The 25,339-nt window shown below is 64.8% G+C and carries 22 protein-coding genes and 4 pseudogenes; 13 read left to right on the top strand and 13 right to left on the bottom strand.

Translation table 11 applies throughout. The features are described from left to right. Nucleotides 1-51: 51 nt before the first annotated feature. Both ACVWW1_RS37330 and mnmA read right to left on the bottom strand, forming a co-directional pair. Nucleotides 52-691: pseudogene (locus ACVWW1_RS37330) on the bottom strand (class I SAM-dependent methyltransferase). 25 nt (nucleotides 692-716) lie between these two features. Next, nucleotides 717-1,913 (bottom strand): tRNA 2-thiouridine(34) synthase MnmA, encoded by a 1,197-nt coding sequence (mnmA, locus tag ACVWW1_RS37325; protein WP_207835238.1) that lies wholly within the window; start codon nucleotides 1,911-1,913, stop codon nucleotides 717-719. Nucleotides 1,914-2,272: 359 nt separating this feature from the next. On the opposite strand from mnmA, the gene ACVWW1_RS37320 reads away from it, so the two are divergent. The 3 genes from ACVWW1_RS37320 to ACVWW1_RS37310 all read left to right on the top strand — a co-directional run bounded on the left by ACVWW1_RS37320 (nucleotide 2,273) and on the right by ACVWW1_RS37310 (nucleotide 5,188). Beyond that, entirely contained in the window at nucleotides 2,273-3,871 is a 1,599-nt protein-coding gene (locus ACVWW1_RS37320) for a flagellar hook-length control protein FliK (protein WP_456659313.1), read from the top strand. 10 nt (nucleotides 3,872-3,881) lie between these two features. Then, nucleotides 3,882-4,601: a flagellar hook assembly protein FlgD gene (locus ACVWW1_RS37315; RefSeq protein ID WP_456659312.1), complete on the top strand. Its 720-nt coding sequence runs from the start codon at nucleotides 3,882-3,884 to the stop codon at nucleotides 4,599-4,601. A gap of 404 nt (nucleotides 4,602-5,005) precedes the next feature. Beyond that, nucleotides 5,006-5,188 (top strand): hypothetical protein, encoded by a 183-nt coding sequence (locus tag ACVWW1_RS37310; RefSeq protein WP_456659311.1) that lies wholly within the window; start codon nucleotides 5,006-5,008, stop codon nucleotides 5,186-5,188. A 134-nt stretch (nucleotides 5,189-5,322) separates the two neighbouring features. Here ACVWW1_RS37310 and ACVWW1_RS37305 read toward each other — a convergent pair whose 3' ends face one another. After that, nucleotides 5,323-5,634 carry a hypothetical protein gene (locus ACVWW1_RS37305; RefSeq protein ID WP_456659310.1) on the bottom strand — a complete coding sequence of 104 codons (312 nt, stop codon included), beginning with the start codon at nucleotides 5,632-5,634 and terminating at the stop codon, nucleotides 5,323-5,325. 387 nt (nucleotides 5,635-6,021) lie between these two features. Continuing rightward, entirely contained in the window at nucleotides 6,022-6,894 is an 873-nt protein-coding gene (locus ACVWW1_RS37300; RefSeq protein WP_456659309.1) for a helix-turn-helix domain-containing protein, read from the bottom strand. 655 nt (nucleotides 6,895-7,549) lie between these two features. Here ACVWW1_RS37300 and ACVWW1_RS37295 point away from each other — a divergent pair. Beyond that, the gene (locus tag ACVWW1_RS37295; protein ID WP_456659308.1) at nucleotides 7,550-7,729 is read left to right on the top strand and encodes a hypothetical protein; all 180 of its coding nucleotides are present in this window, start codon (nucleotides 7,550-7,552) and stop codon (nucleotides 7,727-7,729) included. A gap of 122 nt (nucleotides 7,730-7,851) precedes the next feature. After that, a complete protein-coding gene (locus tag ACVWW1_RS37290; RefSeq protein WP_456660769.1) occupies nucleotides 7,852-9,108 on the top strand; it encodes an OpgC domain-containing protein in 1,257 nt (418 codons plus the stop codon). A 143-nt stretch (nucleotides 9,109-9,251) separates the two neighbouring features. Here the strand turns inward: ACVWW1_RS37290 and ACVWW1_RS37285 are convergent, their stop codons facing one another. Beyond that, nucleotides 9,252-10,031: an alpha/beta fold hydrolase gene (locus tag ACVWW1_RS37285; protein ID WP_176533411.1), complete on the bottom strand. Its 780-nt coding sequence runs from the start codon at nucleotides 10,029-10,031 to the stop codon at nucleotides 9,252-9,254. Between the two features lie 562 nt (nucleotides 10,032-10,593). On the opposite strand from ACVWW1_RS37285, the gene sciP reads away from it, so the two are divergent. The 6 genes and pseudogenes from sciP (at nucleotide 10,594) to flbD (ending at nucleotide 16,192) form a co-directional block, all read left to right on the top strand. Next, nucleotides 10,594-10,869 (top strand): CtrA inhibitor SciP, encoded by a 276-nt coding sequence (gene sciP / locus ACVWW1_RS37280; RefSeq protein WP_002714638.1) that lies wholly within the window; start codon nucleotides 10,594-10,596, stop codon nucleotides 10,867-10,869. Between the two features lie 226 nt (nucleotides 10,870-11,095). Beyond that, nucleotides 11,096-12,673 (top strand): flagellar basal-body MS-ring/collar protein FliF, encoded by a 1,578-nt coding sequence (gene fliF / locus ACVWW1_RS37275; protein ID WP_420831771.1) that lies wholly within the window; start codon nucleotides 11,096-11,098, stop codon nucleotides 12,671-12,673. 1 nt (nucleotide 12,674) lies between these two features. Further along, nucleotides 12,675-13,760 carry a flagellar motor switch protein FliG gene (gene fliG, locus ACVWW1_RS37270; protein ID WP_021077001.1) on the top strand — a complete coding sequence of 362 codons (1,086 nt, stop codon included), beginning with the start codon at nucleotides 12,675-12,677 and terminating at the stop codon, nucleotides 13,758-13,760. Further along, nucleotides 13,760-14,384 (top strand): annotated as a pseudogene (locus tag ACVWW1_RS37265) (FliH/SctL family protein). The gene fliG and the pseudogene ACVWW1_RS37265 overlap by 1 nt, the downstream one beginning before the upstream one ends. Before the next feature lie 18 nt (nucleotides 14,385-14,402). Further along, a complete protein-coding gene (gene fliN, locus ACVWW1_RS37260) occupies nucleotides 14,403-14,753 on the top strand; it encodes a flagellar motor switch protein FliN (protein ID WP_456659307.1) in 351 nt (116 codons plus the stop codon). Nucleotides 14,754-14,806: 53 nt separating this feature from the next. Then, nucleotides 14,807-16,192 carry a sigma-54-dependent transcriptional regulator FlbD gene (flbD, locus tag ACVWW1_RS37255; RefSeq protein ID WP_456659306.1) on the top strand — a complete coding sequence of 462 codons (1,386 nt, stop codon included), beginning with the start codon at nucleotides 14,807-14,809 and terminating at the stop codon, nucleotides 16,190-16,192. A gap of 42 nt (nucleotides 16,193-16,234) precedes the next feature. Here flbD and ACVWW1_RS37250 read toward each other — a convergent pair whose 3' ends face one another. Beyond that, nucleotides 16,235-16,390, bottom strand: a complete 156-nt coding sequence (locus ACVWW1_RS37250; protein WP_171947754.1) for a hypothetical protein — start codon at nucleotides 16,388-16,390, stop codon at nucleotides 16,235-16,237. 178 nt (nucleotides 16,391-16,568) lie between these two features. On the opposite strand from ACVWW1_RS37250, the gene ACVWW1_RS37245 reads away from it, so the two are divergent. Then, a complete protein-coding gene (locus ACVWW1_RS37245; RefSeq protein ID WP_456659305.1) occupies nucleotides 16,569-16,946 on the top strand; it encodes a hypothetical protein in 378 nt (125 codons plus the stop codon). Between the two features lie 27 nt (nucleotides 16,947-16,973). Here ACVWW1_RS37245 and ACVWW1_RS37240 read toward each other — a convergent pair. The 7 genes and pseudogenes from ACVWW1_RS37240 to ACVWW1_RS37210 all read right to left on the bottom strand — a co-directional run bounded on the left by ACVWW1_RS37240 (nucleotide 16,974) and on the right by ACVWW1_RS37210 (nucleotide 23,891). Beyond that, nucleotides 16,974-17,565 (bottom strand): annotated as a pseudogene (locus ACVWW1_RS37240) (flavin reductase family protein). 7 nt (nucleotides 17,566-17,572) lie between these two features. After that, on the bottom strand, nucleotides 17,573-18,418 hold the full coding sequence (locus tag ACVWW1_RS37235; RefSeq protein WP_207840670.1) for an ATP-binding cassette domain-containing protein: 846 nt from the start codon (nucleotides 18,416-18,418) through the stop codon (nucleotides 17,573-17,575). Nucleotides 18,419-18,426: 8 nt separating this feature from the next. Continuing rightward, the gene (locus tag ACVWW1_RS37230; RefSeq protein ID WP_163153663.1) at nucleotides 18,427-19,173 is read right to left on the bottom strand and encodes an ABC transporter permease subunit; all 747 of its coding nucleotides are present in this window, start codon (nucleotides 19,171-19,173) and stop codon (nucleotides 18,427-18,429) included. 158 nt (nucleotides 19,174-19,331) lie between these two features. Continuing rightward, a pseudogene (gene ssuD, locus ACVWW1_RS37225) lies at nucleotides 19,332-20,514 on the bottom strand (FMNH2-dependent alkanesulfonate monooxygenase). After that, entirely contained in the window at nucleotides 20,496-21,449 is a 954-nt protein-coding gene (locus ACVWW1_RS37220; RefSeq protein ID WP_456659304.1) for a sulfonate ABC transporter substrate-binding protein, read from the bottom strand. Before ACVWW1_RS37220 ends, ssuD begins: the two are co-directional and overlap by 19 nt. Before the next feature lie 40 nt (nucleotides 21,450-21,489). Further along, nucleotides 21,490-22,440: a sulfonate ABC transporter substrate-binding protein gene (locus ACVWW1_RS37215; RefSeq protein ID WP_456659303.1), complete on the bottom strand. Its 951-nt coding sequence runs from the start codon at nucleotides 22,438-22,440 to the stop codon at nucleotides 21,490-21,492. Between the two features lie 245 nt (nucleotides 22,441-22,685). Beyond that, entirely contained in the window at nucleotides 22,686-23,891 is a 1,206-nt protein-coding gene (locus tag ACVWW1_RS37210; protein WP_456659302.1) for an LLM class flavin-dependent oxidoreductase, read from the bottom strand. 219 nt (nucleotides 23,892-24,110) lie between these two features. Between ACVWW1_RS37210 and ACVWW1_RS37205 the strand changes: the two genes are divergently transcribed. Further along, the gene (locus tag ACVWW1_RS37205) at nucleotides 24,111-25,220 is read left to right on the top strand and encodes an ATP-dependent DNA helicase (protein ID WP_456659301.1); all 1,110 of its coding nucleotides are present in this window, start codon (nucleotides 24,111-24,113) and stop codon (nucleotides 25,218-25,220) included. Nucleotides 25,221-25,339: the final 119 nt, after the last annotated feature.

Genomic DNA, 25,339 nt, shown 5'->3' with positions numbered 1-25,339 from the left:
CGAGAAAACCGTGACCACGCGCCGATGTTCCCGATCAAAACCGCCGCAGTCTCACGATTTGCGGAAACGGATCAGCGAGAAATGCCCCATCGGCGGCATCGGCCGGCGTTCCGCAAGGCTGACGCCGCCATGCTTGGCAGCCCAATTGGTCAGCCGCTCCCAAGGAAATTCCGGACGCCAGCCGAGCCGCCGCGCTAGCGGCGCGAAGGCGAGCTCGAAAATGCGGCGCGGTGCCGCTCTCGGCGCCGATGTGATTGACCAGGATCAGTTCGCCCCCCGGCTTCAGTACGCGGACAAAATCGTCGAGCGTCGCCTCGGGATCCGGCACTGCGGTGATGACGTATTGCGCGACCACCGCGTCGAAAAACGAATCCGGAAATGCGAGGTGCTTGGCGTCCATCACCGCCAGCGTCTCGACATTGCTGAGGCCCAGCGCGCGCACGCGCTTGAGCGCCCGCCGCAGCATCGGCTCGGAAATATCGACGCCGCACAGCTTTGTGGTGCGCGCATATTCCGACAGCGACAGCCCGGTGCCGACGCCGACGTCGAGCACGCGTCCGCCGATCCGGTCGGCCTCCGCGATCGTCGACTGACGGCCCTGATCGAACACCTTACCGAACACCAGATCGTAGATCGGTGCCCAGCGGCCATACGCCTTTTCGACCCCCTCGCGGTCGATGTCCCCAGCCATTCCCCTGCCCCGATGCTTCTTCTGTCTAGCCGCGAACCGCTTCCGCGAGCGGCGCCATCGCATCCTGCGTCGCGGCCCGCGCCACGCGGCTCGCGCTCGCACTTCTGATGAAGCCGCCGCCGAGCACGCGCGCCTGCCCGGAGGCCGCGTCGTAGAACACGCAGGCCTGGCCCGGCGACACGCCCTCCTCACCGGCGACGAGCTCGACCTCATAGCCGCCATCGGCGGCGCGCAACCATGCCGGCTGCGGCGCCCGCGTCGACCGCACGCGGACATAGATCTCGATGCCCTCGCCGATCACGCGATCCAGCGCGCCATCGCCGATCCAGTTGACGTCGCGCAGCGCGATGCGATCCATCCGCAGCGCCTCGCGCGGCCCGACCACGACCCGGCGCGTCGCCGCATCGAGCTTGACCACATAGAGCGGATGGCCTGAGGCGATGCCGAGGCCCTTGCGCTGGCCGACGGTGAAATGAACGATGCCCTGGTGCTGGCCGATGACGTTGCCGGCGAGATCGACGATGTCGCCCGGCGCGATCGCATTCGGCTTCAACCGTCCGATGATGTCGGTGTAGCGGCCGGTCGGCACGAAGCAGATGTCCTGGCTGTCCTGCTTGTCGGCGACCTCGAGATCGAAGCGCCGCGCCAGCTCGCGAGTCTGCGGCTTGGTCATGTCGCCAAGCGGGAAGCGCAGGAAGTCGAGCTGCTCGCGCGTGGTCGCGAACAGGAAATAGCTCTGGTCGCGATCGGCATCCGCCGCGCAAGTCAGCGAGCGCGATCCGTCGGCAAGCCGGCGCGAGGCGACATAGTGTCCGGTGGCCAGCGCCTGCGCACCGAGCTCGCGGGCGGTCGAGAGCAGATCGCGAAACTTGACCGAACGGTTGCACTCGATGCACGGCACCGGCGTCTCGCCGAGCGCGTAGCTGTCGGCGAAATTGTCGATCACCGATTGCTTGAAGCGGCTTTCGTAATCGAGCACGTAATGCGGAATGCCGATCCGCTCCGCGACATTGCGCGCATCGTGAATGTCGCGCCCGGCGCAGCAGGCACCCTTGCGATGGGTCGCAGCACCATGGTCGTAGAGCTGCAGCGTGATCCCGACCACGTCATAGCCCTGCGACTTCAACAGCGCAGCCGTCACCGACGAGTCGACGCCGCCGGACATGGCAACGACGATCCGTGTGTCTTCAGGGCGGCCTTCAAGATCCAGACTGTTAAGCATCTCTAAGCGGTCATTGGTCACTGTCGCGGCGAGCTTATGCGCTCCGCGACGAAATTGGAAAAAGCCTTTGTCCAGAGAGCCTTAGAACGCGTCCAAGGCCGGTTTGGTCGGTTCGGGACGCGTCGGAGGCCACCTTTAATATAGGCCGTATTCCGGCGAGGCAATCCGGCGGAATCCGTGTCTTGCCGTGCGCGGACGGCAAATCTTGCCGCCGGGCAAAAAGGAGGCCTGTCCGGAACCCGTTCCAGGCCGCACACACAACTCTTAACATATTGAAATAACTAACTATTTTTAATACCCAATGATTGGCCCACTCCTTGCTGACAAAACGCCGGAAGTCTCATTTGCGAGGGTTGGCAGTGGTCAGCGTGACGTCGGAAGCATGGGCAAGCCGGTCCTTTCAGGGCGCCGCGCCGCGGTCGGCGCGGCCCGATCCCGCCTCGCAGGCGGGGAACGACGGCTTTGCCGCGCTGGTCGACAGCAACACTGCGTCCACGAGCGACAATAGCCGGTACGACGCCCAACCGGCGCCCGCGCGCCGGTCCGACGATTCGACCTCGACGACCGATGCGCGCTCCCGCGACACCAGCACGGCCCCCGACCGGACGTCGCGGGATTCCGGCAGCTCGCCCGATGACAACAAGGTCGATAGCGACAGCGACAGCGACGTGCCGCGCAAGACCAAGTCGAAATCGAACGACGCGAAGTCGAGCACCGATGCGCAATCCACCGGCGACAAGGCCACGGCGCAAGCTGTGCCGCAGCCGGATCCAGCCAATGCGGCGGCGGCCAGCGCCGTGGTTGCCGTTCCCGTCGCCGCCGCACCGGCAACTGGCCCGACAGCGGCGACCGCGCCATCCGGCCAACAGGCGGCACCGCTTGCGATCGCGGCTGCCGCCATCGCGGCCAGCTCCGCCATCGCCGCCACCGGTGCGCCGGCCGTCAGCGGTGCGCCTGCCGGCGCCGACACCGCAACGGCGGCGACCACCGCGGCGAATGCCGACAAGGTCGCGAAGGCGGCCGGCGTCAAGACCGAGGGACAGGTCATCACGACAGATGCGGCAACGGTTTCCGGCGCAGCGACGGCGACCGGCGATGCGACACTCGCCGCCACGGTTGCCGCCGGAACGCCCGCCACGAAGACAACGACGCAAGCCAAGGCACAGGTGGCCGCAAAGGACGCGACCGCGACAACGCCAACCAGCCAGGACGGCGCGGCCCAGGGCAACGCCAATACCGCACAGGCTGCTCCGACCAACATCGTTCCCGCAGCCACTCAGCCGGCGGCTATATCCGGCAAGGCGAAGGCCACCGCGGACGGAGGCGCAGCCGATGCCATCAAGGCCGATGCAAGCGGCGACGGCAACGCCGCGCCAACGCCGACGGCCGGCGGCCACGCGGCTGCCCAGACCCAGCTCACGACGCCCGATCCCAGCGCGCAGGCGGCGAATGCACTCCAGGCGCAACTGCCGGCCAGCCAGACGACGCCGTCTGCGACCGCGCAATTGACCGTGACCAACGCCGCGCAAACCGCCACCGTGCCGCTCAGCGGGCTTGCGATGCAGATCGCCGCCTCCGCCAAGAGCGGCAAGAGCCGCTTCGAGATCCGGCTCGACCCCGCCGAGCTCGGCCGCATCGACGTCCGCATCGATGTCGATCGCAACGGCCAGGTGACCTCGCATCTCACCGTCGAACGCCCGGAGACGCTGTCGATGCTGCGCCAGGACGCCAACCAGCTGCAGCGCGCGCTCGACAATGCCGGCCTGTCGACCGGCAATGGCGGACTGCAGTTCAGCCTGCGCGATCAGTCGCAGTCAGGCCAGAACAACAACGGCCAGTCCAATCCGAACGCCCATCGTTTGATCGTCACCGAGGAGGACAGCGTCCCCGCCGCAGCGGCGGGCCGCTCCTATGGCCGCGCACCCGGCGCCCTCGGCGGCGTCGATATCAGAGTGTAAGGAGTTCACCATGGCAGTCGATGCAACCATGCCGACGCCGGTCGTCTCAGCACCGGGCACCAGCAACGGAACGAGCTCCGGAAGCGGCAGCGGCACCGGCAGTGGCCTGACGACCTCGTCGCAGGGCATCGCTGACAATTTCCAAACCTTCCTGACGCTGCTGACCACGCAGTTGCAGCACCAGAACCCGCTCGACCCGCTCGACACCAACCAGTTCACCCAGCAGCTCGTGCAGTTCGCCGGCGTCGAGCAGCAGCTGAAATCCAACGATCAGCTCAAGCAGCTGATCGCGATCGAGAAGAGCGCGCAATCGACCCAGGCTCTGGTCTATGTCGGCAACACGGTCGCCGTCGACGGCAGCAAGACGCAGCTCAACAAATCCGCGACCTGGAATCTGGTGTCGCCGCAAGCCACCAGCGCCACCATCACGATTACCAGCGCGACTGGCCAGACCGCCTATTCCGGCAATTTCAACCTGAAGCAGGGCAACGCCAGCTTCGTCTGGGATGGCAAGGGCACGGACGGCACGCAATGGCCGGCCGGCACCTACACGCTGACCGCGACCGGCAAGGATTCCAAGGGCAACGACCTTGCCATCTCGACCGAGATTCAGGGCGTCGTCGACTCCGTCGACCTGACCGCCTCCCCGCCGCTGCTCTCGATCGGCGGCCAGACCTATACCACCGACAAGATCAAGCGCGTGGTGCGCGGCGCGACGGGCAGCAGCTAAGCCAAGGCTTCGCTGCATCCAACCAATCCAGCGCTCAGCTTCGCGGGAATTGCGCGTGCGCTTTTGCGCGTCGCGAGTTGCCGCATACACACCCGTCGTCCCTGCATTCGGAAGCAGGGGCCGATAACGCCGCTTCACCGTCGTCGTCCCGGCGAAGGCCAGCAATATTTCTGATAAAGAGAAATGCTTTTGCGCCGGGGGCTTGCGCCGTCGGGCAAATCAGTGCCAGGGCCCCGTGCTTCCCAAGCAACATCGGCAGACATAAACAGCAATAAATTGCGACACGTCAGCTTCCTGTAAGCAAGCGGACATTATCTTCATATTCCGCGTTTGAACGCCGATCCCGCCCTGAAACTCCGCAGCTGCCCAGGCTGCGCGCCTTGACCGCCGGCAAGAGCTAGCCTGTGACCCCGACACGCCCGACACTGCCAGAACGCACCCAGACCACTCCAAGCCGTGCCGGGGCACCCCACCCGCAGCTTGCCGAGACAATGACCGAGAATGCGCGCCTCAGGACCATCGCCATCACCGTCATGCTCGAGATCGCAGTGCTTCGGGAGCGGCTGCCGCCGACTGCCGGCGAGTAGGAGCGCGGCCGGAGTGGAATGACAAAGCGAGGCTGTCTCGCTGCACTCACGCCGCTCGAACGCCAGTCATGCCTGACAGGCCCGGCCTGCGCCGGCCGCGCAACCGGCGCGGCCCGCTCCATGTGCGCGCCGCATCAATAGATGCGGACGTGATTGGCTTCGAACGTCACCGGAAAGTTGTTGCGATTCTGCAGGGTCAGGATCAGCACGACGCCGACACCGCCGCGGTGATCCCAGTACACGGCCCGGTCGGTTTCGCGCAGGGGCTCCATCGAGGTCTGGTTCTTCTCGAAATGCGGCGCGATCGACACGTCGAAAAACTCGTTCGGCGCTTTCGAATCCTTGCCCCACCAGAACGTGAACGGCTGGCTCGAATTGGCGGCGATCGTATAGGTGCCTTGCTTGTGGTCGATGTTGGCCATGATGTCGGGTCCTTCGTTTTCCATTCGTCGCTCCGATGCGACGCCCCGACAATGATGCGTTGCGCGCATACACGCCGTGAGCTAGCTCACTCTGCTTTGCAACCGAAGCAACCGCGGCAACGGCGGGCATGGGCTCTCGCAAAGGATGCCTTGCAAGGAGCGGCCTGCCCGAGCGACACTCTCAGTTCCAGATAGCGCCGGCCTTGATACTCCCGCGCAATGAGTTGATCGAATGAAGCCAACTCCGAGCGATCGACGACCCACCACCACTCGCCGGTTTTCTGGATCGGCATCGCCTTGTGCCTGGCGGCGATCGCGATCTACCTCTGGTCCGACGGCCTGTCCTGGCGGCCGACACCGAGCCCGAGATGAAGGCGAGCATTGCACACGCGGCAGTCTGGGCACTGTGGCTCAGCTGGCCGCCTTTCGGGCAAGCCGAACGCCGCGCGGAGAATCGCCGAAACGAATTCGGAACAAGCGATTGAAATGCGAAACATCAGAGAAGCCAACCTCCAGCGCGATGTCGGAGATTCGCTGACTGCCGGCGGGGGACCCGGTCAGCAGTTGGAACGCCCGCTGGAGACGCAATTCGTTCAGGCGCTCCGTGAACGACGTTCCCGACGACGCCATCAGGCGTTGCAGATAGCGAGGCGAGATGCCCTGGCAACGTGCGGCCGTTTGAACGCTGAGCCCAGGCTCCTGAAAGTGTGCGGTGATGTAGCCGAGTGCTGCACTGTGCCGCGCAGCCACGACGGCGCTCGCGCTGCTCTCGCCCAAGGCAGGACACTCGCTGATCGCAAGTGCGACGAGATCATGGATGTGGGTCACGACCGTATGACGAAGTTTCGGGGCCGTCAGTGCTCTCGCCTTGAGCACCGACTTCAGATATGTCGCGAATAGCCGGAATGCTTCCGATCGGCGCCCAATCGGCCGCATGGCCAGGCTCTCGACATTCGTTACGCGCTGTTCGAGCTCCGCGCGCGGCACCGCCAGACCGAATTGCAATCCATCGACGTAGATAACGCTGGCGGGCTCGGAATGCAGAATTGCGATTGCATCGCCCGCGCGAAGCTCAACTTGCCGGCAGCGCTGCGATAGCTGACTTCTGCCGGGAGAGCAGAAGATGATGCCGACGGAATCATCGCCATCGGCGAGGCTCGCTTGCGAACGCTCAAAGCGCATCGACGTGCCCTTCAGCACGAGCATGCGCAGACCTTGAATCGCCTGTAGCGACGCATCGGCCTGGATCGGAGCGTTCGACAGCGGCTCGATGTCGGCGTGCACGACGCATCGCCCAAAGTGCTCGCGCCATAGAGGGAGACGAATACGCTCCGGAAGGTCGCGCGTCGAAAATCGATACGATGCACAATTGGCTGCGTCCGTAGGCATGGGGACCTCCAGCCTTCACAGAGCATCAGGATGAAATGCTGCGGCACACCATTTTCAATGTCTGCATTTTGCAATTCACGCACCGGCCTTCTCAGGGTCCGTGCGCGCAAGTCCAAGAAGCCATGCTATCGATCTGCTAGTCTGATTTGCCTGTGATCGGTGCAGATGTGAACTGGTTCACCTGTCGGTCAGAATATTACGTTTATACTGATCGCGAAAGTCGCGGCCTTTATTTTCTCCCTTAGGAGGAGACGGTCGTGAGGGCTCTATCTGTAATTGCCGCCAACGGATTCATTGGACATCCCTGGCGGCACGCAAGCGCAGACAGTTTAATGCCCCTGTTCGCAATTGAACCGGTTTACGGAGCCGCGGGCAGGTCGTTCTGAAAGATTGCCGATACCGATCTTATTTCGCTGCTCTAGCCAAATCGCTGAGCAGAATTAGTCGGACATAAAATGCCTGCGGCACTGTTGGCTTTTGGCCGCCGGTTGAAATGGTCGAAATCTGTCACGTGGGAAGTCAACCTCAGTGATCAAGAAGGCGTTCGATCATGTCCATCATATTCGACATGCTTTATCACGAATACTGTCGTGCCCGCCTCGCCGAAATGCGAAAGCAGCTTTTGATACCGCTCGTCGGCGAAGTCCTGGAGGCTCCGCCGGAAGACGGCGAGCGTCCCGGGCCCCTTGATTGCGGCTGGCCGGCGAAAGCGCCGCCAACCCTCGGGTAGCTGGAGCATCCAATCCCATGGCTCGGCCGGAGGCTGGTCCGGCAAGCGCACGCCTTGGAGCATCCAAGCGTTCCTTGGATTTGCGCCCGACGAGGCCGCGCGCACGCCGGACAGATCGACAGATGCATGATCGAACCCACACCTCGAAGCGATTGATCGGCGAAGCTCCGCCGGAATTCAGATCGACCGGTCGCGACCCGCGCATCGACGTCTGTCGCGGGATCGCGTTATGGTGGATCTTTCTCGACCACGTTCCAAATAACGTCGGAAGCTGGCTGACGCTGCGCAACTACGGCTTCTGCGACGCTGCCGAAATATTCATGTTCATTTCGGGCGTGACTTGCGCGCTGGCCTACGGCAGAGCCCGCCAACGTGACGGCTGGAGAGGCGTGATCGGCCGCTCGCTGCGGCGGGGATGGGATATCTATGCCGCCTTTCTCTTGCTCGCGCTCGCTTGCGCCGTGCTCGTCTATGTCGCGGGCAGCGATCATCTTGCCGATGACAGCAATACGCGCGTCTTGTTCGAACGTCCGGGCGCGGCGCTTGCGCACGCCGCAATCCTGCAATTCCGCCCTGTCAATACCGATGTCTTGCCGGTCTTTGTGATCTGCCACGTGCTGTTCGCACCGTTGCTGTGGCTGCTGCTGCGCGCACCAAACGTTACGCTCGGCCTTTCGCTGTTGCTTTATGCGCTGGTGCACGTTTTCGGCTGGCGCGTTCCCGCCTGGCCCGACGGCGTCTGGTTCTTCAACCCGCTGGCATGGCAGTTTCTGGTCGTGCTGGGCGCATGGTACGTCATCGAGGGGAAGACAATCCGGGATTGGATAACGTCGCGCCCTGCGCTGGTCCTGTCCACCCTCTTTCTCGCGCTGAGCCTGTTCCTTGCGCTCGGCCACAACATCAAGCCGCTGGTGCCGCAGGGTTTGACGGATTTCCTGTTTCCATTGGACAAATCGAATCTGAGCCCGTTGCGGCTACTGCATTTCCTGGCTCTCGCGATCGTGGCGTCATGGCTTATTCCCGAGGGTTGGCAAGGACTGTCGACGCCGATGCTGCGTGGCGCGCGGTGGTGTGGCGAGAATTCGCTACCGATCTATTGCCTCGGCGTCCTCCTGGCGCTGGTCAGCCAGTTTGATCTGTTCAACATCTCGAACTGGCCTGCGATGCAGATCGCGCTCAGTCTCGGCGGCGTCTTGATGATGACTGCTGTCGCGGCGCTCCTGAACGCGCTCAGCACCAAGCGCAAGCCTGCGGTGGGCGCAGTTGATCGGAAAACGCCCGCAGCCGTTACAAATTGGAAAGTTGAGGATCGCGCACACGGGACCGTTCTTGATGCACAGCTGAGAGCCGTCACCGCTCCGTCGACGTACTGCCCTTGATGAAATTTGGATCGTGCCGGACATCGGCTGTTTTGCCGCGTTCGGGCGCACACGCATTCGCGACGCAACCATTCCGACCTCTCCCCACACGCGGGGAGAGGCGAAAACCGAGTTCGCTGCCGAAGCACGCTTGCCGCCGATGCTCACTCCGACCGGCCCGCTGCCTTGAGGATCAGCCGCGCAATCGGCTCAGGCTGCGAGATCAACGCGAGATGGCTGGCCTTCACCTCGATCGTGGTCGCGCCCATCCGCTTGGCCATGAAGCGTTCGAGATCCGGATTGATGGTGCGGTCCTCGGTCGAGACCGCGTAGTAGCTCGGCTTGCTGCGCCAGGCCGCGTGGCTGGTCTTGCCCGACAGCAATTGCTTGTGGAACGGCTGCTGCACGGCATAGAGCACCTTCGCCTTGGCTTCCGGCAGGTCGCCGGCGAAATCGCGCAGGAACGCCTCCTCGCTCAGCCGGCCCTCGTCGCCGTCGAACACAATGCCGGCGCTCGCGGGCGGCGTCGGATAGGTTTTTGCCAGCGCGGTGTAGTCCTCATCCGCGTCGGGTGCGCGCGCGGCGACATAGACCAGCGCCGAGACATTCGGATGCACGCCGGCCTCGGTGACGATCATGCCGGAGAAGGAATGGCCGACCAGAACGGTCGGGCCATCCTGACGATCGAGCACCCGCTGCGCCGAGGCAACCGCTTCCGGCAGCGTGGTCAGCGGATTTTGCACGGATGTCACATTGAGCCCGGCGGCCTGCAGGCGCGGAATGACCTCGGACCAGCACGAGCCGTCGGCGAACAGGCCGTGCACCAGCACGACGTTGCGTGCCTTCACCGGCGGCGTTGTTGCGGCGATGCCGCGCGAGGACACCAGCGAAGCTGCCGCTCCGGCAAGCAAGGCGGTCGAGAAGGTGCGTCTGTTCATCATCATGACAAGGGCTCGGATGGAGTGATTGAGGAAACGCGCACCTGCGGTGAGCGGACAATCTCTTCTACGCACGCAAAGGCGATTGGTTACGCGCGACGTCGCTGGGGACTTGCGATCGAGATCAAGGATAGTTGAACGAGCGGGATGCTCGACGATCGTTCACGTGACGTCGTGCGCAGCCGTCATTGCGCCAGCAATTTCAAATCGATCATCTCGCCCGGGGCTTACCCCTCTCCCCGGCCCTCCCCCGCAAGGGGGGAGGGAGCCCTGCCGATGTGCTCGCCTCACGCTGCGCATCTGCTGCACGTAAGACGCAAAGGGCGCGTGAGGGACGCACCGGCGCCTGGGTTCCCTCCCCTTGCGGGGGAGGGTTAGGGAGAGGGGTGCAGCTTGCTCCGCTGCCTGACGAAACGGGCGAGCAACCGCTATCGGCGCCCAATCCGCCAGCCTGTTCCCGGCCGTTCCAACGAGAATCGTATTGAAGCCTTGGGCTTAGGCAAATTTTAAACCGGTGGGCGTAGGTTACCTCCTGCGAGTTCAGTGGTTGAGAGTTTGTGAGTACGCCATGACAGAACCCCATCGCCCGAGGGTGAAATACGTCATCGGGCCTGACGGCAGCCCGTTAACGATTGCGGACCTGCCGGCCCCCGGTACCAAGCGGTGGGTCATCCGCCGCAAGGCCGAAGTCGTCGCTGCGGTCCGCGGCGGCCTGCTCTCCCTTGAGGAGGCTTGCAGCCGCTACACGTTGACCGTCGATGAGTTCCTTTCCTGGCAGTTCTCGATCGACCAGCATGGTCTGGCCGGACTGCGCACGACACGCATCCAGCAATACCGGCAGTAAGTTTCGCCCAAACAGTGGTATTTGACGAAAACCGGCCTCGCTTTGCGAAGCCGGTTTTTTCATGTCCGCGTTTTTGCCGCGGTTCTTAACCTTCGTTAACCATATGGAAACCATACCCTAGGCAATATTTGCCCAGTCGGACCCGCGTGGGCCGAATCCCTGGGGGCCGTTGGTGCAAAGTCTGGTTGCTTTCTTCAGAGGTCTAGGTGCGGCCCGCCTCGCGGCCATGGTTGCGGTCACCGCGGCCCTGATCGGTTTCTTCGCGTTCGTCATCATGCGCGTCACCACGCCCCAGATGACCACCCTCTTCACCGACCTGTCGACCGAGGATTCCTCGGCCATTATCAAGGAGCTGGAGCGCCAGGCGATCCCGTTCGAGCTGCGCAGTGACGGCGCCGCGATCATGGTGCCGAAAGACAAGGTGACGCGCCTCCGGATGAAGCTCGCCGAGGGCGGCATGCCCAAGGGCGGCGGCGTCGGCTACGAGATCTTCGACAAGTCGGACGCGCTCGGCACCACGAGCTTCGTCCAGAACATCAATCATTTGAGGGCGCTGGAGGGCGAGCTCGCCCGCACCATCCGCGCCATCGACCGCGTCCAGGCCGCGCGCGTCCACCTCGTGCTGCCGGAAAAGCCGCTGTTCTCGCGCGAGACGCCGGAACCATCCGCCTCGATCGTGCTCAGGGTGCGCGGCGCGCTGGAGCCGCAGCAGATCCGCGCGATCCGCCATGTCGTCGCCTCCGCCGTCAACGGGTTGAAGCCGCAGCGGGTCTCGATCGTCGACGAGGCCGGCCAGTTGCTCGCCGATGGCGCCCAATCCGATGCCGATGCCGCGGTCGGCGACGAGCGCCGCGCCGCCTTCGAGAAGCGGATGCGCAAGCAGGTCGAGGACATCGTCTCCTCGGTGGTCGGCGCCGGGCGCGCCCGCGTCCAGCTCTCTGCCGACTTCGACTACAACAAGATCACCCAGACCTCGGACAAGTTCGACCCCGAAGGCCGCGTGCTGCGCTCGACCCAGACCCGCGAGGAATCGAGCCTCACCGCCGACAATTCCGGCCAGGTCACCGTCAACAACGAATTGCCGGGCAACCAGAACCAGGACAACGCCGCCCGCGCCCGCGACCAGAGCAAGAAGAGCGAGGAAACCAACAACTACGAGATTTCCCGCACCACCAAGACCGAGGTGACCGAGGCCGGCCGCGTCAACCGCATCTCGGTCGCGGTGCTGGTCGACGGCGCCTACGCTAAGAACGAAAAAGGCGAGATGGTCTACCAGGACCGCACCAAGGAGCAACTCGACCGCATCGCCGCCCTGGTCCGCTCCGCGATCGGCTTCGACCAGAAGCGCGGCGACCAGGTCGAGGTCGTCAACCTCCGCTTCGCCGAGCCGCCGACCGCGCAGCCGATCGCGGAGCCGACCGGCCTGCTCGGCATGCTGCAATTCACCAAGGATGACGTGATGTACGTCATCGAGCTCGGGGTCATGATGATGCTCGGCCTGGTCGTGCTGTTCATGGTGGTCCGCCCGCTGGTCAAGCGCATCGTGGCCGCCGACGTCATTCCGGCGCTGGGCGGCGGTGCGGGTGTGCCCGCGCTGGCCGAAGCCCATGCCGAGAGCGCCGGTGCGCCCGGCCAGGCGCTGATCCCGAGCGGCAGCGGCGCGGCGCAATTGATCGACGTCGCCCAGATCCAGGGCCAGGTCCACGCCCAGGCCGTGCACCGGGTCGGCGAACTCGCCGAGCGCAATCCGAACGAAACCGTCTCCATCGTCCGTCAATGGCTGAGCGAGCCGGTAGAGAACTGACATGGCCGCCGTACCCCAGACCACCAACGCCAACGACATCGCCACCGTCCTCTCGACGCTGGCGAACCGGCAGAGCGCCCGGCCCAAGGGCAAGCCGCTGCCCGGCCCGAAGCGCGCCGCGATCCTGATGCTCGCGCTCGGCGAGCAATATGGCGGCAAGATCTGGTCGATGCTCGACGACGAGGAGGTCCGCGAGCTGTCGGTCCACATGTCGACGCTCGGCACCGTCGAGGCCGACGTGGTCGAGGACCTGATGCTGGAATTCGTCTCGCGGATGTCGGCCTCCGGCGCGCTGATGGGCAATTTCGACGCCACCGAACGGCTGCTGCAGCAATATCTGCCGGCCGAGCGCGTCACCGGCATCATGGACGAGATCCGTGGCCCCGCCGGCCGCAACATGTGGGAGAAGCTCTCCAACGTGCAGGAAGAGGTGCTCGCCAACTACCTCAAGAACGAATACCCGCAGACCATCGCCGTGGTGCTGTCGAAACTGAAGCCGGAGCACGCCGCGCGCGTGCTGGCGATCCTGCCCGAGGACATCGCGCTCGACGTGGTCGGCCGCATGCTGCGGATGGAGGCGGTGCAGAAGGAAGTCATCGAGCGCGTCGAGCAGACGCTGCGCACCGAGTTCATGTCGAACCTGTCGCAGACCCGCCGCCGCGACGCCCATGAGGTGATGGCCGAGATCTTCAACAACTTCGACCGCCAGACCGAGACTCGCTTCATCACCTCGCTGGAAGAGGAAAACCGCGAATCCGCCGAACGCATCAAGGCGCTGATGTTCACCTTCGACGACCTGATCAAGCTCGACTCCGCCTCGGCCCAGACGCTGATGCGCAACATCGACAAGGACAAGCTCGGCGTCGCGCTGAAGAGCGCCAACGAGGAGGTGCGCAGCTTCTTCCTCGGCAACATGTCCTCGCGCGCCGGCAAGATGCTGATGGACGACATGGCCGCGATGGGCCCGGTGCGCCTGCGCGACGTCGACGAGGCGCAGGCGCTGCTGGTCAACCTCGCCAAGGACCTCGCCGCCCGCGGCGAGATCACCCTGACCAAGAACCGCGCCGACGACGAGCTGGTGTACTGATGGCCGCGCCCGCAAAATTCCTGTTCGACACGGACTTCTCGGCGCCGGACCGTTCGCGCGAGCGCGCCCCGACCCCGGCCGAGGTCGCGCAGAAGGTCGCCGACGCCGAGGCGCGGGCCTATCGCGCCGGCTATGAGGCCGCGCTGCGCGAGGCCAAGGTCGAGAGCGACCGCCGCGCGGCGCAGGCGCTGGAAGAGATCGGCACCGCGATCAAGGGCATCGCCGCCCGCTTTGCCGGCATCGAAACGCGGATGGAGACCGAGGCTGTCGATGTCGCGGTCGCGGTCGCCCGCAAGCTCTGCTCCGAACTGGTCGCACGCGAGCCGCTCGGCGAGATCACGGCGCTGGTCTCCGACTGCTTTTCGCATCTGGTGGCGACGCCGCATCTCGTGGTCCGCATCAATGACGCGCTCTACGAGGCGGCGCATGACAATATCGAGCGAGTGGCGGCGCATTCCGGCTTCCAGGGCCGGGCTGGTCATCCTCGCCGAGCCCACGATTGCGACGGGCGACTGCCGGATCGAATGGGCCGACGGCGGCGTGGTGCTGGAGCGCGCCGCAATCGAAGGCAAGATCAACGAACTCGTCGGGCGCTATCTGGCGTCCCGCAGCCAGGCCGGCTGAAGGATTGAGGGCTGAACCATGAGCGACACCGACACCCAAGTCCCGCTTCCCGATCTCAACGCCGCCGACGCGCCCAGGATCGACGACATCGGCTACAACGAGGACGAAAATGCCGCGCGCATCGCCGCCGACCTCGAGGCCGTGTTCGACGTGCCGGTGCAGGTCTCGGCGGTGCTCGGCCGCTCCAAGATGGATGTCGGCGACCTGCTGAAGCTCGGGCCGGGCACCGTGCTCGAACTCGACCGCCGCGTCGGCGAGGCGATCGACATCTACGTCAACAACCGCCTGGTGGCGCGTGGTGAAGTGGTGCTGGTGGAAGACAAGCTCGGCGTGACCATGACCGAAATCATCAAGGCAGAACGCTCGTAACAACTTCACGGTAGCGCGCGGAACCTGCGCGACCAGACGAACAGGAGATCATCATGCGGCTTCTCATCGTTGGCACCCTGAAGGGCCAGCTCACGACCGCGACCAAGATCGCGATGGACAACGGCGCCTCGGTGACCCACGCCGAGGCCGCCGAGCAGGCGATGAACGTGCTGCGCAGCGGCAAGGGCGCCGACCTCCTGCTGGTCGATGTCAACCTCGACATCCGCGACCTCGTGATGCGGCTCGAGGCCGAACATATCCACGTGCCGATCGTCGCCTGCGGCATCTCCAACGATGCCCGCGCCGCGGTCGCCGCGATCCACGCCGGCGCCAAGGAATACATCCCGCTGCCGCCCGACCCCGAACTGATCGCAGCGGTGCTCGCCGCGGTCGCCAACGACGCGCGCGATCTCATCTACCGCGACGAGGCGATGGGCCGGGTGATCAAGCTCGCGCAGCAGATCGCGGGCTCCGACGCCTCCGTGATGATCACCGGTGAATCCGGCACCGGCAAGGAAGTGCTGGCGCGCTACGTCCATTCCCGCTCGGCCCGCGCCAAGCGGCCGTTCATCTCGATCAACTGCGCGGCGATCCCGGAACACCTGCTGGAATCCGAGCTGTTCGGCCATGAGAAGGGCGCCTTCACCGGCGCGGTGGCGCGCCGCATCGGTAAATTCGAGGAAGCGACCGGCGGCACGCTGCTGCTCGACGAAATCTCCGAGATGGATGTCCGCCTGCAGTCCAAGCTGCTGCGCGCGATCCAGGAGCGCGTGATCGACCGCGTCGGCGGCACCAAGCCGGTTCCGGTCGACATCCGCATCATCGCGACCTCGAACCGCAATCTGTCGGAGGCGGTGCGCGAGGGCTCTTTCCGCGAGGACCTGCTGTTCCGCCTCAACGTCGTCAACCTGAAGATCCCGCCGCTGCGCGATCGTCCGGCCGACATCCTCGAATTGGCGCAGCATTTCGCCAAGAAATATGCCGAGGCCAACGGCGTGGCGGTCCGCCCGATCTCGACTGAGGCCCGCCGCGTCCTGACCGCGAACCGCTGGCAGGGCAACGTCCGCGAGCTCGAGAACACCATCCATCGCTCGGTCCTGATGGCGCAGGGCGACGAGATCGGTGCGGACGCGATCCTGACCCCCGACGGCGACCGTCTCGACCTCGCCAAGACCGCGCCCGCGGTCGCGCACGCCACGCTGGCCGCCGAGCAGGTCACCCGCGCGCTGGTCGGCCGCACGGTTGCCGACGTCGAACGCGACCTGATCCTGGAAACGCTGAAGCACTGCCTCGGCAACCGCACCCATGCCGCCAACATCCTCGGCATCTCGATCCGCACGCTGCGCAACAAGCTGAACGAATATGCCGACGGCGGCATCCCCATCACCCCGGCCGGCAATGGCGCTCCCGACTATCAGCGCATGGCAAGCGCCGGCTGAGATAGAAGGAGCGGCGGGCGATCCCGCCGCGACTGCCGCGCCTCACGAATAGTTGGGCGCATCGGGCTTGCGAAAGATCCGGATCGGATCGCCGGGTGTGATGTCGCGGCCGGTGAAGGTCACATACGCATAGAGCGCAAGATAAGCGACGGCGATTGCGCCGACGAGATAGAACAGCCAAGCTCCCACGCGCTTCATCGAACCGTCACGTCTCCGAAACATCCGCGGCTTTTAGTGCGCTTGCCGGCAAAGCGCCACGGCCAACATGCTGCGCCAGCCCCCTTGCCGTTCCCTGCCATTCATCCCTTGAGTCTTGCGGGCGGTTGCCTTATTCAATCTCCTATTGTGTTTCTATTTTAGACAACTGGAGAGTGATATGGCCCTTTACGCGCAGACCAGCGGCACCCTGTCCACCACCTCCGCGACGTTCACGGCGATGCAAGGCCTCAGCCTGACGATCCCGGAGGGCGTCGGCACCACCGCGATCATCACCCTCAATGTTCCGAATCCCTACGCCACCGGCAACGATATCCCGGGCGGCATGTTCGGCGTCACCGTCAATGGCAAGGTCTCGCCGGTCGTCGCGAGCTTCACCTATAACGAGACCCCGTCGAGCTTTGGCCGTATCCCGACCACGCTCGTTGTCGGGATTCCGCTGGGCAATGCGGCTCAGACCATCCAGGCCGTATGGGCTGGCGTCCGCGGCAGCACCGTGATCATCGACAGCCCGGCGTCGCTGAGCGCAGTCTTCTAAGGGCTGCTTCGGACCAGCAATTGCGCGCTAGCGCACGCCCCGGGGATGAACGTGACGTGACGGCAGGCTGACCTCGGCCAGTCTGGCGGCGTCTTCGTCGCGGTCGATCGCGACATATTCGCCGTGCCAATACGCCAGCGCGGCAGTGCGTTCCGATGCGATCACATCGAGCACGCGACCGATGACGATCGCGTGCGAATGCCGCTCGATGACCTCCTCGACCTCACAGTCGATCGCAGCCAGTGCCCCGACCAGCAACGGCGCGCCCGTGGCGCGCGTCGTCCATTTCGGCTCCAGTGAACCGGTCGGCGCCCTTCAAGCCGCCCTTGCCGGTAAAGCGCTCGGCGATGTCGAGCTGATCCGCGGTCAGGATGTTGACGCCGAACACGCCATGGCGCGCGATCAGCGGCCATGACGAGGCGGCGCGGTTGATGCTGACGATCAGCGACGGCGGCTCGACCGACAGCGACGACACCGACGTCACCGTCATTCCCGAAATTTCCTTACCCCGGCCGGCGGTGATGACGCTGACGCCGCCGGTGAGATGGCGCATCGCGCCACGGAATTCATCGGCCGCCACCGCGGGCTCGATCGAAACATTGCGGACGACGGAATTCATGGCGACCTCACAGATCGGATGTGTCTTCGCTGCCCTCGAGCAGGTGCTTCAGGATCTCGCCTTCGAGCGCGGCGAGCTCGGCCGAACCGCGCCGGCGCGGCCGCGGCAGGTCGATCGTGACATCCTCGGCGATCCGGCCGTCCTCGATGACCAGCACGCGGTCGGCGAGCGCGACCGCCTCGGCGACATCGTGCGTCACCAGGATCGCGGTAAAACCCTGGTCGCGCCAGACCCGCTCCAGCAATTGCTGCATCGAGATCCGGGTCAGCGCATCGAGCGCACCGAGCGGCTCGTCGAACGCCAGCACGCGCGGCTGGGAGACCAGCGCCCGTGCCAGGGCCACGCGCTGCTTCTGACCGCCTGACAGCACCGAGGGCCACTGCCCGCGCTTTTCGCCGAGGCCGACCTCGACCAGCGCCCGCTCGGCACGGGCCTGCGCGTCGGCAGATGAGCGCTCGCGCCCAAGCCCCACCTCGACATTGGACAGCACCCGGGCCCAAGGCAGCAGGCGCGGCTCCTGGAACATGACGCGGACGTCTTGCGCCCGGGGTTCTTCACCGAAGGCGATGCTTCCTGCCGTCGGCGCGTCGAGGCCGGCGATCAGGCGCAGCAGCGTGCTCTTGCCGCAGCCGCTGCGGCCGACGATCGCCACGAACTGACCGGCCGGGATATGCAGGTCGATGCCGCGCAGCACCTCATTGTCGCCGAACGCCTTGCGCAAGCCGCGGATGGTCAGCGACAGGCCGCGGGCCGCGCCTTCCGCCACGCGCCGCAAATGCCGCGCCTTCACGACGATGTCGGCGTGGTCGACCGGTTCGGCGTCGACGGGCTGGAAACGAAGCGCTTCTTGCATTCTCATTCTCACTTCTTCTGGAAGGCGGGGTGCCACGACAAAGTGAGCCGCTCCAGCGCCCGCGAGGCGCTGTCGGCGAGCTTGCCGAGCAAGGCGTAGATCAGGATCGAGAGCACGACGACGTCGATCAGCATGAATTCCCGCGCCTGCATCGCCATGTAACCGAGGCCCGACGAGGCCGCGATGGTCTCGGCGACGATCAGCGTCAGCCACATGATGCCGAGCGCAAAGCGCAGCCCGACGAAGATCGAGGGCAGCGCGCCGGGGAAGATCACGCGGCGGAACAGTTCGCCGTCGGTCATGCCGTAGATGCGGCCCATCTCGATCAGCTGCGGATCGACGGTACGGATGCCGTGCAGCGTGTTGAGATAGATCGGAAAGAACACGCCGAGCGCGACCAGGAACAGTTTTGCCGACTCGTCGATGCCGAACCACAGGATGACGAGCGGGATCAACGCCAGGTGCGGGATGTTGCGCACCATCTGCAGCGTGGTGTCGGTGAGCTTCGCCGACAGCTGCGACAACCCGTTGGCAAGGCCAAAGGCGAAGCCGATGCCGCCACCGATCACGAAGCCGATCGATGCGCGCCAGAAGCTGACCCAGATGTTGCGAACGAGTTCGCCCGAGAGCAGCAGCTTCCATCCCGCCAGAGCAACGTCGGTCGGCGCCGGCAGCACGCGCGAGGGCACGAAGCCGGTGACGCAGGCAAGCTGCCAGACCAGCACGATCGCGAGCGGCACGATCCAGGGGATCAGGCCGTCGACCTTTGGAAGTTTCGGCGCGCTGGAACTGTTTCCGTTCCGATGGGATCGGAACGGAGCTCCAGATTTTTGTTTGGACGCGTTTTCTTCACGCGAACCGGCATCCACTTCGCTTGAAAACGCTTTGCGGCGTGGTAGTGAACCGATCAAGCTCATGATTGCGATGCCTGCTTCTGCGGACGGTAGTCGTTGCCGATGGTCTCACCGAACGGACCGGTGTTGACGCGGATCGGCGTCACGTTGCCGGGCTGCGCCAGCGACAGCAGCGGGAACACCAGTTCGGCGAACCGATAGGCTTCCTCGAGATGCGGGTAGCCCGACATGATGAAGGTATCGACGCCGACGTCCTGATACTCCTTGATCCGCGCGGCGACGGTCTGGGGATCGCCGACCAGCGCGGTGCCGGCCCCGCCGCGCACCAGGCCGACGCCGGCCCAGAGGTTCGGGCTGATCTCGAGCTTGTCGCGCCGTCCGCCATGCAGCTGCGCCATGCGCTGCTGGCCGACCGAATCCATCCGCGCGAAGATCTTCTGCGCGGCAACGATGGTGTCGTCGGTGACGTACTGGATCAGTTCGTCGGCGGCGCGCCACGCCTCCGCGTTGGTCTCGCGCACGATCACATGCAGGCGGATGCCGAACGAGAGCTTGCGCCCGCGTTGGGCGGCAACAGCCTTCACCTTGGCAATCTTCTCGGCGACCTGCGCCGGCGGCTCGCCCCAGGTCAAATATTTGTCGACTGTGTCGACCGCGACGTCGATGCCGGCGTCCGACGAGCCGCCGAAATACAGCGGCGGGCGCGGCGACTGCACCGGATTGAACAGCAGGCGACCATCCTCGATCCGGATGTGCTTGCCTTCGACATTGACCGTCTTGCCTGCCAGCAGATCGCTATAGACGTTGAGGAACTCGCGCGTCACCGCGTAGCGTTCGTCGTGGTCGAGGAAGATGCCGTCGCCCTTGTTCTCGATCGGATCGCCGCCGGTGACGACGTTGACCAAGAGACGGCCGTTCGACAGCCGGTCCAAGGTCGCGGTCATGCGGGCGGCAACGCTCGGGCGACTGCAGGCCGGGCCTGACCGCCACCAGATAACGCAGGCGCTCGGTCCAGGGCGCGACGGCTGACGCCACCACCCAGGAGTCCTCGCAGCTCCGCCCGGTCGGCAGCAGCACGCCGTAATAGCCGAGCTGGTCCGCGGCCTGCGCGATCTGGCGCAGATAGTTGAAGTTCACCTCGCGGCCGCCGATCGACGTGCCGAGATAGCGGCTGTCGCCGTGGGTCGGCAGGAACCAGAGGATGTTGGCGTTGGTTGGGGTGCTCACGTGCCCGGCCTCCATGCGACGTCGGAAATCTTGATTTGTCTGGGGATCAGGCCGAGCGCGAAGAACGTGTCGGCGACCTGTTGCTGATCCGCGATCACGGTATCGGTGACCGGCTTGATGCCGTAGGCCTGCCGCTTCAGCGCGACCTCGACCACCGGCACCGACAGGCCGATGCTCGGCGCCAGCTGTTCGGCGACGGCGTGGATGTCGCCCTTGGCCCAGTCATCGACCTCGCTCAGCTGCGCCAACACGAGTTCGACGATCTTCGGATCGGTCTGCAGGAACTTCTTCGAGGCGAAGTAGAACTGATAGTTGGCGACGATGCCGGTGCCGTCGGCGACGGTGCGCGCGCCGGTCGCAGCCTCCGCCGCGGCCTGGAACGGATCCCAGATCACCCAGGCATCGACCGCGCCGCGCTCGAACGCCGCGCGTGCATCGGCCGGCGCCAGGAACACCGGCTCGATCTCGGAATATTTGACGCCGGCTTTCTCCAGCGCCTTCACCAGCAGATAGTGGACGTTGGAGCCCTTGTTCAGCGCGACCTTCTTGCCCCTGAGATCGGCGACCGATTTGATCGGGCTGTCCTTCGGCACCAGGATCGCCTCGCCCTTTGGCGCCGGCGGCTCGTAGGCGACATACTGGAGCGGCGCCCCGGCGGCCTGCGCGAAGATCGGCGGCGCCTCGCCGGTGTTGCCGAAATCGATCACGCCGACATTGAGCGCTTCAAGCAGCGGCGGCCCGGACGGAAACTCGGTCCACACCACCTTGGTGCCGACCGATTTCAGCTTCTCCTCGAGCGAGCCCTTGCTCTTCAGCAGCACGAGCTTGCCGTACTTCTGATAGCCGATGCGGACGACCTTCTCCTGGCCGTAGGAGGCACTGACGGTCGCTGCAACGATGCTGACCGACAGCACCGCGCGGGCGACCCAGCGCCGAAATAAACGCGTCATGGGAATATCCTCTGCATTCAATTGACCAAAGCCGCGCGGATCAGGTCTGGGTGTTGCGCCAGACGATGTCGCGGATCGCGATCTGCCTTGGGATCAGGCCGAGCTTGAAGAAGCGATCGGCGACGCCCTGCTGGGTCGCAATGATGTCGTCGGTCACGAGGCCGACCGAGAAGCCGGCACGCTTTGCCGCGATGGTCTGGATATCGAGCGGGACGCCGGTGACGGCGGCCAGCGATTTCGCGACCTCATCGGGATGCGCCTCGGCCCATTTCGCCGTCGATGTCGTGACATCGACGATCTGCTGCAGCAGGGCGCCGTGCTTGTTCGCGAAATCGCGGTTGGCGATGTAGAACGCGTTGGTCTTGGTGATATCGCTGCTCTTGACCAGAATGCGGCCGTTCTGCCTGGTCTCGGCGATCGCAAAATACGGATCCCAGATCGCCCAGGCGTCGATGCCGCCATTGGCAAAGGCAGGACCTGCGTCCGGCGGCGTCAGATAGACCGGCGTGATGTCGTCATAGGTCAGCCCGGCCTTCTCCAGCGTCTGGATCACGACGTTGTGCGCACTGGATCCCTTGGTGAAGCCGACACGCTTGCCCTTGAGATCGGCGATGGCGGCGATTGCCGAATTCTGCGGCACCAGGATGCCCGATCCGTTGATGATGGGCTGCGCGGCGGCATAGACGATGGCCGCGCCCGCGGCCTGGGCGAAGATCGGCGGGGAATCGCCGACCGCGCCGTAATCGACGCTGCCGACATTCATCGCCTCCATCATCGGCGGGCCCGAGGAGAACTCGACCCATTTCACGCTGACGCCCTGCGGCTTGAAATGATTTTCCAAGGCCTCACGCTGGCGCGTGATAACGAGCACGCCGTTCTTCTGGTAGCCGATACGAACTTCCTTCGCGTCCGCCTGGGCCTGCGCGCGCCCTGACAGCGCAGCAGCAGCTGCTGTGGCAAGCGACAGCTGGAGGAACTCACGACGCTTCATTCCGAGACTCTCCTGACGATCAAGCGCGCTTCTCAACACGCGATCATGCGATGTCAGGATGATGGGGCGCGCGAATGAAGCTGTCGAGCACCGCACAAAAATAGCGATGCCGGCACTTCCGTGCAGGCATCGCGCGTGCCGTTTCGTTCAAGGCGCGGGTCGCGCGTAGCGAATTATTTTCTTCACGCGATCGCGAGGTCGCTGCACGGAGCGTTTTCGAGCGAAGCGGATACCGGTTCGCGCTATCAGCCCGCGGCTGCGGTCTTCGGGCCGACATTGACCGCGAGTTTACCATAGCGGTCCGAGAACGCCTGGGTGTCGATCTCCTCGAGCTGGATCGAACCGTCAAGCACGCCCTTCTTCCAGGCATCGTGCTCGGGATCGTGCTGAAACTCGGGCATCACTTCCCTGCCGAACAATTCGAGCGACTCGCAGATGTGCTCATGGGTGTTCTTGCCGGCCTGGTTGAGCAGGATCACCTGGTCGATATGCGACGCGCGGAAGCGCCGCAGCTTTTTGCGCAAGGTTTCCGGCGAACCGATCAGGCCGCCGCGCAGCGCGGCCTCCTGCGCCTCGGGATTCTCGCGCTTCCACTTGTTGTACTCGTCCCACATGCTGACGGTGCCGGGCGCCGGGCGCTGCCGGTTCTGCGCCTGGCCGTAATAGCGCAGCGCGAACTGGAAGAAGGTCGCGCCGTCGGCGCGCTTGCGCGCCTCTTCGTCCGTCTCGGCGCACATGAAGAACGAGACCAGCGCCATGTTGGGATTGATCTCGTAGTCGGCGAGCTTCTTCAGCCGCTTGGTGATCGCGTTGTAATAAGCGTGCACCCAGGCATGTGCCGCCTCGGCGCTGACGAACTGGAAGCCGAGCGCACCAAACCCGTTCTGCCCGGCGCGTTCGATCGTCGGCAGTTGCGAGCAGGCCATCCAGAGCGGCGGATGCGGCTTCTGCACCGGCTTCGGCACGACATTGCGCAGCGGGATGTCGAAATACTTGCCGTGATGTTCGGTGCCGACCTTGGTGAACATCGGGAAGATCGCCTGGACAGCCTCCTCGAACACCTCGCGCTTGGTCTCCATGTCGCGGCCGAACGGCGTCAGCTCGGTGATCGAGGCGCTCTCGCCCATGCCGAACTCGCAGCGGCCGTTGGAGAGCAGATCGAGCACCGCCACCCGCTCGGCGACGCGCGCGGGATGATTGGTGGTGAGCTGGAAGATGCCGTGGCCGAGCCGGATGTTCCTGGTGCGCTGGCTCGCGGCGGCGAGGAAAGATTCCGGCGCCGGCGAGTGCGAATATTCCTCGAGGAAGTGATGCTCGACGACCCAGGCGTAGTCGTAGCCAAGCCGGTCGGCGGTCTCCAATTGCGTCAGTGCGTTCTGGTAGAGGCGGAGCTCGTCGCCGTCGTTCCAGGGGCGCGGCAGTTGCAGCTCGTAGAAGATGCCGAATTTCATGGCGTCACTCCCAAGGTCGCGTGCTTGACCATTTGTTGTGGTCCCCGACCATTTGTTGTTTTACGGCAGTCTAGTGCCGTAACACCCCAAGTCTAGCCTCGGGGACGAAACCCCAATTCCGCGTAGCGGAAGCCGGCTTGATCGGAACGCACGAATGGTTAGCTTGTAACGAGCTGAGTCGCGGCGCTATTGATCGCGCGCTCACCCTTCCGAAAGCTCATGACCACCTTTACGCCGCACCAGGACTCCGCGCTGAAAGCCGTTGCCGATTGGCTGAAAGCCAAGCCCGGCCAGAACGGGACGCCGCCGGTATTCCGCCTGTTCGGCTATGCCGGAACCGGCAAGACCACACTCGCCCGCCACATCGCCGAGGGCGTCGACGGAGAGGTGAAGTTCGCGGCTTTCACCGGCAAGGCGGCGCTCGTGATGCGCAACAAGGGTTGCGACAGCGCCTCCACGATCCATTCCCTGATCTACCGCGCCCGCGAGTCCGGCGTCGAGCAGCCGAGTTTTGAACTCTGGGACGACGCGCCGGCATCGAAGGCCAAGCTGATCGTGATCGACGAATGCTCGATGGTCGACGCCGAGCTCGGCCGCGACCTGATGTCGTTCGACTGCCCGCTGCTGGTGCTCGGCGACCCCGCGCAATTGCCGCCGATCCAGGGCGGCGGCTTCTTCACCGACGCCGAGCCGGACGCGATGCTGACCGAGGTGCATCGACAGGCGCAGGACGATCCGATCGTGCGGATGTCGATGGATATCCGCGAGGGCCGCGAGCTCGAGATCGGCCGCCATGGCGAGAGCGAGGTGGTGTCGCGCAAGGAGCTCGATCCGGACCGCGTGATGAGGGCCGACCAGGTGCTGGTCGGCCGCAACAACACCCGCCGCGCCTACAACATGCGGATGCGGCAGCGGCTAAACATCGAAGATTCCCTCCCCGTCGCCGGCGACAAGCTGGTCTGCCTGCGCAACAACCGCAAGAAGGCGCTGTTCAACGGCGGGCTGTGGCGGGTCAAGGCGCGCGCGCAGTCGAAGTCCAAGATCATCACCATGCGCGTGATGCCGGATGAAGATTTCGGCCACAAGGTCACCAAGGTGTCGGTGCGCGGCGAATGCTTCGACGGCGGCATCGAGGGCATTCCGTGGGAGCAGCGCAAGCCCTATGACGAGTTCGACTACGGATACATACTGACCGTCCATAAGTCGCAGGGTTCGCAATGGGACGACGTCGTGCTGTTCGACGAGAGCTTTGCGTTCCAGGACTCGCGCGCGCGGTGGCTGTACACCGGCATCACGCGGGCCGCGAAGCGACTGAGCATCGTGGTGTGAAAGTCCCGCGCACTCTGCACTTCCTAGACCCGTCATCCTGAGGTGCGAGCGGAGCGAGCCTCGAAGGATGAATCGGCCACAGCCGGGCCGTGCATCCTTCGAGACGCCGCTCCGCGGCT

The sequence above is a fragment of the Bradyrhizobium sp. JR3.5 genome (assembly GCF_054057015.1).
This window is presented reverse-complemented; position numbering and strand designations above follow the sequence as displayed.